This is a genomic window from Pseudarthrobacter sp. NCCP-2145, assembly GCF_023708005.1.
Lineage (GTDB): Bacteria > Actinomycetota > Actinomycetes > Actinomycetales > Micrococcaceae > Arthrobacter > Arthrobacter oxydans.
Genome location: NZ_BRCG01000029.1, coordinates 41478 through 48155, shown reverse-complemented (window position 1 = coordinate 48155; position 6678 = coordinate 41478). Strand labels below are relative to the sequence as shown.

Here is a 6678-nt window from a genome sequence, read left to right as displayed (position 1 = left end):
GTCAACCGTGACAGACACCTCCATGATCCGCCCCGGCATGCGCCCACCGCCACAGACGAAACCCCCGAGGCACGCACAACCTTCTCCCACCACGGCGCGACAGCAGCGCTGGACCGCTAGTCAGCAGCCTGTCAGCGCCCGGCGGGGCCGCTCCTGGCGGTAGAGATAGCGGCCCGCCTCCTCGAACCCCGCCTGTTGGTAGAGCTGCCGGGCGGCGGAGTTGGCAGCTGTGACCAGCAGCCAGAAGCTTTCCACGTGGCGCGCGGTCCCTTCGGACTGAAGCGCCTGGAGCACTGCTGCTGCGTAGCCCCGCCTGCGGTGCGCAGGCGACGTCGCCATGCAATAGATTCCTCCCGTGGCGCCCGCCAGGGCGAGGCGTCCGACGGCGGCCGGGGCGCCGTCGTCGTCCCTGGCGAGGGCATACAGTGCAGGGCACCCCGTCACGATCAGGCGCGCTGTCTCCCGCGCCTGTCCACCGCCCCGGCCGTCCACGCTCCACCAAAGGTGCAGCCACTCCTCGCTGGGCTCATCAAGGATCTCCACCCCGGCGCCCGCCGGATGCCCATCCTGGGGGCCGGCAGGCCGGGCCAGGATCAGCGTTTCGGACTGCCGCGTGAAGCCCTGGGCGTCCAGGAAGCGGTTCAGCCCGGAGTTGGCGGGGGTGTCCGCCATCTGGAAGATCAGCGGAAGGCGCCGCATCCGGTACCACCGCGCCGCCTCCAGCAAAGCCTCCTGCGGCCTGGGCGCGGGGTCCCGCGGCCACACCGAGTTGGCCCGCTGCGTGACGCCGTCCGCAGCCCGTAGGACCCACTCCCCCAGGTCGTGGCGGTCGGGGGCCGGCCAGGCGGCATCCATGAGTGCTTCGTAGGCGCGGGCGGGGTGGCTCGCACGGTGGGGCGCCACTGGGTCTCCTTTTGCGGACACGCGTGAAGGCCCCCCTTTCCAGGAGGGCCTTCACGTCAAACGGATACTGCCTACTTGCCCTCTTCCGGCTTCCTGGCCTCAGGCTTGAAGTCAACACCGGCTTCCTTGCGCTGCTGCGGCGTAATGGGAGCCGGGGCCGCGGTCAGGGGGTCGTAGCCGTTGCCGGTCTTGGGGAAGGCGATGACGTCGCGGATCGAATCCACACCTGACAGCAGTGCCACCACGCGGTCCCAGCCGAAGGCGATGCCGCCGTGAGGAGGCGCACCGAATTTGAAGCCTTCAAGCAGGAAGCCGAACTTCTCCTGCGCGTCCTGGTGGGAGAGGCCCATGACCTCGAAGACCCGTTCCTGCACGTCGCTCTGGTGGATACGGATGGAGCCGCCGCCGATTTCGTTGCCGTTGCAGACGATGTCGTAGGCGTACGCCAGCGCTGATTCGGGGTCCGTGTCGAAGCTGTCCATGTACTCGGGCTTGGGGGACGTGAACGCGTGGTGCACTGCGGTCCACTGGCCGGCGCCGACGGCAACGTCGCCGGAAGCCACAGCTGCGGCGGCCGGTTCGAACATCGGCGCGTCCACCACCCAGCAGAAGGCCCAGTCATTCGGGTTGATCAGGCCGGTGCGGTGGCCGATCTCAACACGGGCAGCACCCAGCAGGGCGCGCGCGGAGGACTTGTCTCCGGCGGCGAAGAAGATGCAGTCGCCCGGCTTGGCCCCTACGGCGTCCGCCAGTCCTGCTCGTTCCGCCTCGGTGAGGTTCTTGGCCACGGGGCCGGCCAGTTCGCCGTCTTCCTTGAAGAGGACGTAGGCCAGTCCCTTGTGCCCGCGCTGCTTGGCGAACTCCTGCCAGCCATCCAGGGTCCGGCGCGGCTGCGAGGCGCCGCCCGGCATCACTACGGCACCGACGTAGGGGGCCTTGAAAACACCGAAGTTGGTGTCCTTGAAGAATTCAGTCAGCTCAGTAAGCTCCACACCGAAACGGAGATCGGGCTTGTCCGAGCCGAAGCGTGCCATGGCGTCGTGGTACGTGATGCGCTGGATGGGCGTCGGAATCTCGACGTCGATGAGCTTCCACAGTGCCTTCACGATGTTCTCGCCCAGGGCGATGATGTCGTCCTGCTCAACGAAGCTCGCTTCGATGTCCAGCTGGGTGAACTCCGGCTGGCGGTCTGCGCGGAAATCCTCATCGCGGTAGCAGCGGGCAATCTGGTAGTACTTCTCGAAGCCGCCCACCTGCAGGAGCTGCTTGAACAGCTGGGGTGACTGCGGCAGCGCGTACCAGGAGCCCGGCGCCAGGCGTGCCGGCACAACGAAGTCACGGGCGCCCTCAGGCGTCGACCGCGTCAGCGTCGGCGTCTCAACCTCAACGAAGCCGTCCTGGTGCAGCAGTTCCCGGGCCACGCGGTTGGCTTCGGAGCGCAGGCGCAGGTTGCGGGCGGGGCCGGGGCGGCGGAGGTCCAGGTAGCGGTGCTTCAGGCGTGCTTCCTCGCCCACCTCGACGTGCTCGTCGATCTGGAACGGAAGGGGATCGGAGGTGTTGAGGATGGTGACCTTTTCGGCCATGACCTCGATCTCGCCGGTGGCCAGGGCGGGGTTCTCGTTACCCTCGGGCCGCTTGGAAACGGTGCCGATGACCTGCAGGACGTACTCGTTGCGCAGCCCGTGGAAGACTTCTTCCTCGCGGACCACCACCTGTGCCACACCGGACGCATCACGCAGGTCCACGAAGGCCACACCACCGTGATCACGGCGGCGGCCCACCCAGCCGGCCAGGGTTACGGTTTGTCCAATGTGCTCGGAACGAAGGGATCCGAGGTCATGTGTGCGCAGCACAGCACGCCTTTCTGCGGGGTTACGGCGGGAAGTTGATCTGGAAGTTAAATAGGATCGTTACGGGAACAATCCCGTTCGAGTTTACCCGCTGCAAAGGGACTGCCACCGCATGAGCGCACACCAGCAACTTCAACGCAGGCTCGGCACGTTTGACGCCACAGCCATCGGACTCGGCTCAATGCTGGGCGCCGGGGTGTTCGTTGTCTTCGCTCCTGCGGCCGCGCTGGCGGGCCAGTTACTGGCCCTGTCGGTGGTCGTCGCCGGGGCGGTTGCCTACTGCAACGCGGTGGCGTCGGCCGCCCTCGCCGCAAAGTACCCCACCAGCGGCGGCACCTACGTCTACGGCCGTGAACAGCTTGGCGAGTGGCCGGGATTCCTTGCCGGCTGGGGCTTTGTCACAGGGAAGACTGCATCCTGCGCCGCGATGGCCCTGACGTTCGGCAGCTATGCCTGGCCCGGCTACGCAGTGCCGGCGGCCGTGGCCGCCGTGGTTGTCCTCACCGGCGTCAACCTGCTGGGCATCACCCGGACGGCCCTGCTCACACGGATCCTGCTGGGCATCGTCCTGGCCACCCTCGCCTTCGTGGCTTTAGCCGCAGCCGTAGGGCCCCATCCCGTCTCCGGCCCGGGCGGCCCCGCGGGCGGCTCGTCGCCGGGCGGGGTGCTGCCGGCTGCCGGGCTGATGTTCTTCGCTTTTGCCGGCTACGCCCGGATCGCCACGCTGGGCGAGGAGGTCAAGGACCCTGCCCGGGCCATCCCGCGCGCAATCCTCGCCGCCATGGCTGCCGCGTTCGCCATCTACCTGACCATGTCGCTGCTCCTGCTGAACCACCTGCCCGGCGGACAGCTCGCCGCCACACGGACGCCGCTGCTGGACGCTGTCCTGGAGTCGCGGTTCCAGGGCGGTGCAGTACTGGTGCAGGTGGGCGCCGCCGCTGCCTGCCTGGGAGCCCTGCTGGCCCTGATCACGGGTGTTGGCCGCACCACCCTGGCCATGGCACGGGAACGCGACCTGCCCGCACCCCTGGCGAAGGTGGGGGGAAAGCACACCGTGCCTTATGCTGCCGAACTGGCGGTGGCCGCCGTCGTCATCCTGCTTCTGCTCACCACGGACGTTATGACAGTCGTGGGCTTCTCCAGCTTTGGCGTGTTGACCTACTACGCCGTGGCCAACGCCTCTGCGTATACCCTGGCGGCGCATCCAGGCTACGCACCCAAGTGGCTGAACGCCGTCGGCTTCGCAGCCTGCCTGCTGCTGGCCTTCACCCTTCCGCCGGCGTCGGTCCTGACCATGGTGGCCGTGCTGGCAGCCGGAGTGGCTGGGCGGTGGCTGGTCCTGCGCCTGCGGCACTAACACGTCCCCACCGCCCGGAGCGGGACCGTCGCGGGGCACTTTGGTCCGCAGACAGGCCGTGTGCGGACCCATCGACGGCGGGTCTGTGCCAGGTGCCCCACGACGGCGGCACCTGGCACCGACGGGCAGCTAAACGGCTGCCGCAGCCGGCTCGGCCGCCGTGGACACCTGCACTGCCAGATCTTCGGCCGGCGGCGTCCAGGTCTCCGGGGCTGCGACTACCTGCTCGCCGGTGCGGATGTCCTTGACCTGGTGCGTGCCGTCGTCGTCCGTGAACCAGACAAACGGGATGCCGCGCCGGTCCGCGAACTTGATCTGCTTGCCGAACTTTTCCGCCTTCGCGGCCACCTCGGTGGGGATGCCGCGGCTGCGCAGCTGGGCGGCGACGTCCTGCGCGGCGTCCCAGCTGTCATCGTGCGTCAGGGCCACAAGCACGGCGGTGGGAACCGACCGTGAAGCCCTGGCCAGGTCCTGGCTCAGGATGCGGGACACCAGCCGGGTGACGCCGATGGACAGTCCCACGCCCGGGAACTTCCGGTTGCCCTTCGACGCCAGCGCGTCATACCGGCCGCCGGAGCAGATGGAACCAAGCTGTTCGTGGCCAACCAGGACGGTTTCCACCACTGTTCCGGTGTAGTAGTCAAGGCCGCGGGCAATGCTGAGGTCAGCCACCACCTTGCCCGGGGCACGCTGGACGGCCGCGTCAATGACCTGTTCAAGCTCGCTGAGGCCCTCGTCAAGCAGATCGTTGCTGACGCCCAGCGCCCGGACCTGGGCCACGAACGAGGTGTCCTCGGTCCGGATTCCCGCCAGTTGCAGGGCTTTCTGTGCCTGGTCGTCGGTGGCGCCCAGTTCAGACTTCAACAGTTCCGCGACTTTCGCGGGGCCGATCTTTTCGAGTTTGTCGATGCTCCGCAGCACGCCGGCTGTGTCATCCAGGCCAATGCCGCGGTAGAAGCCCTCGGCGAGCTTCCGGTTGTTGATGCGGAGGCGGAAGTCCGGAATGGGAAGGGCGCTGAGCGCCTCGGCGATCACCAGCGCGATCTCGACGTCGTAGCGGAACGGCAGGTCGCCGTCACCCACCACATCGATGTCCGCCTGGGTGAATTCGCGGGCCCGGCCTTCCTGCGGGCGTTCGCCGCGCCACACCTTCTGGATCTGGTAGCGCCGGAAGGGGAACGCCAGGTAGCCGGCGTTTTCGACGACGTAGCGGGCAAAGGGAACAGTCAGGTCGAAGTGCAGGGCAAGTGCGTGCGGGTCGGCTTTGCCCTTTGCCTCGCCTTCGCCCTCCTGGAGGCGGCTGAGGCCGTACACCTCTTTGTCGATTTCCCCCTTGCGCAGCAGCTGGCCGACCGTTTCCACGGCCCGCGTTTCGATGGAGGAGAATCCGTGCAGCTCGAACACCCGGCGCAGGATATCCAGCACATGGAGCTCCACCAGCCGCTCCTCGGGAAGCCACTCGGGGAATCCGGACAGGGAGGCGGTGCGTGCCATGGTGGAGTTTCTCCTCTTGGTGAACGGCGGCAGGGACGTGCGCGGCTATCCGGCCCGAAACGGGCGTACGACGGCGGCAGTCCAGCCGGTCATGCATAAACTATGTGCGGCAGTCAGTTTATGTCGTCGTCCGCCGGCATCTCCAATGCGGCGGACCGGCAGGCCCGGCGGCCACGCACCTGCGCATGCGGCCCACAGCCGTGCCGTGCAGCAGCCCGACTATGAGGAGGACCCTTGGCGGCCAGTTCACGCAGTGCCCGCGAAACGAAACGGCGCATCCAGCAGATGGAAGCCAAGCGGGAGATGCGGCGGGACCAGGAAGCCCGGCGCAAGCGCGACAATCTCATCGCCGCCGGTGCCGGGGCGGCCGCCGTTGTCCTCGCCGTCGTCCTCCAGCTCACTGCCTTTTCCGGCAATCCCTCCGAGGACGAATTTGCTGCTGCAGAGGCCGGGCTGAGCAGCCCGTCCGCGTCGGCCGAGCCGTCCGCAAGCCCGTCCGCCCAGGCAACAAACGGCCCCAACATCCCCGCCGCGGACACCGCCGCAGGCCAGACCTTCACCGGCGAACTCGTCCTGAACGGCAGCCCGCTCGGCGTGCAGCTGAACGGGACGGACGCCCCGCAGGCAACCGCGGTCTTCAAATCGCTCAGCGACGAGGGTTATTTCAGCGGCAAGACCTGCCACCGCCTGACCACCGGAGAGACCTTCGGCGTCCTGCAGTGCGGCTCCCCCACCGGTGACGGCCAGGGAGACCCCGACTACACCTGGGGGCCGCTGGAGAACACACCCGCGGACGGCACCTATCCGGCCGGAACCATCGCGGTGGCCCGGACGGGTAACAACGCGTACGGAAACGGCACCCAGTTCTTCATTGTCTACAAAGACACGGTCATCCCGTCGGACAGCGCCGGCGGCTACACCGTGGTTGGCAAGGTGACATCGGGGCTGGACGTGGTGGCCAACCTGGCTGCCGCCGGAATCACGCCGGGCAGCAGCGACACGGACGGCGCGCCCGTTGAACCAGTCACGATAGACTCGTTTTCTCTGAAGTAGGAAGCCCGGCCGGCACGGCCG

The 6678-nt window shown here is 67.8% G+C and carries 5 protein-coding genes; 2 read left to right on the top strand and 3 right to left on the bottom strand.

The window, feature by feature from the left end:
* Positions 1–120 precede the first annotated feature (120 nt).
* Both NFU08_RS19400 and aspS read right to left on the bottom strand, forming a co-directional pair.
* A complete protein-coding gene (locus NFU08_RS19400; RefSeq protein ID WP_174174762.1) occupies positions 121–855 on the bottom strand; it encodes an N-acetyltransferase in 735 nt (244 codons plus the stop codon).
* 119 nt (positions 856–974) lie between these two features.
* A complete protein-coding gene (gene aspS, locus NFU08_RS19395; RefSeq protein WP_251425567.1) occupies positions 975–2756 on the bottom strand; it encodes an aspartate--tRNA ligase in 1782 nt (593 codons plus the stop codon).
* Between the two features lie 109 nt (positions 2757–2865).
* Between aspS and NFU08_RS19390 the strand changes: the two genes are divergently transcribed.
* The gene (locus NFU08_RS19390; protein ID WP_251425565.1) at positions 2866–4110 is read left to right on the top strand and encodes an APC family permease; all 1245 of its coding nucleotides are present in this window, start codon (positions 2866–2868) and stop codon (positions 4108–4110) included.
* A gap of 129 nt (positions 4111–4239) precedes the next feature.
* Here the strand turns inward: NFU08_RS19390 and hisS are convergent, their stop codons facing one another.
* On the bottom strand, positions 4240–5604 hold the full coding sequence (gene hisS / locus NFU08_RS19385) for a histidine--tRNA ligase (RefSeq protein ID WP_251425564.1): 1365 nt from the start codon (positions 5602–5604) through the stop codon (positions 4240–4242).
* A 234-nt stretch (positions 5605–5838) separates the two neighbouring features.
* Here hisS and NFU08_RS19380 point away from each other — a divergent pair, with 234 nt between their 5' ends.
* Positions 5839–6657, top strand: a complete 819-nt coding sequence (locus NFU08_RS19380) for a peptidylprolyl isomerase (RefSeq protein WP_251425562.1) — start codon at positions 5839–5841, stop codon at positions 6655–6657.
* The last annotated feature ends 21 nt before the right edge of the window (positions 6658–6678 follow it).

What these genes read in the sequence shown, in the direction of transcription:
- NFU08_RS19400 (WP_174174762.1), bottom strand. Translation starts at nt 855, where the DNA reads ATGGATGCCGCCTGGCCGGCCCCCGACCGCCACGACCTGGGGGAGTGG.
- NFU08_RS19390 (WP_251425565.1), top strand. Translation starts at nt 2,866, where the DNA reads ATGAGCGCACACCAGCAACTTCAACGCAGGCTCGGCACGTTTGACGCC.
- hisS (WP_251425564.1), bottom strand. Translation starts at nt 5,604, where the DNA reads ATGGCACGCACCGCCTCCCTGTCCGGATTCCCCGAGTGGCTTCCCGAG.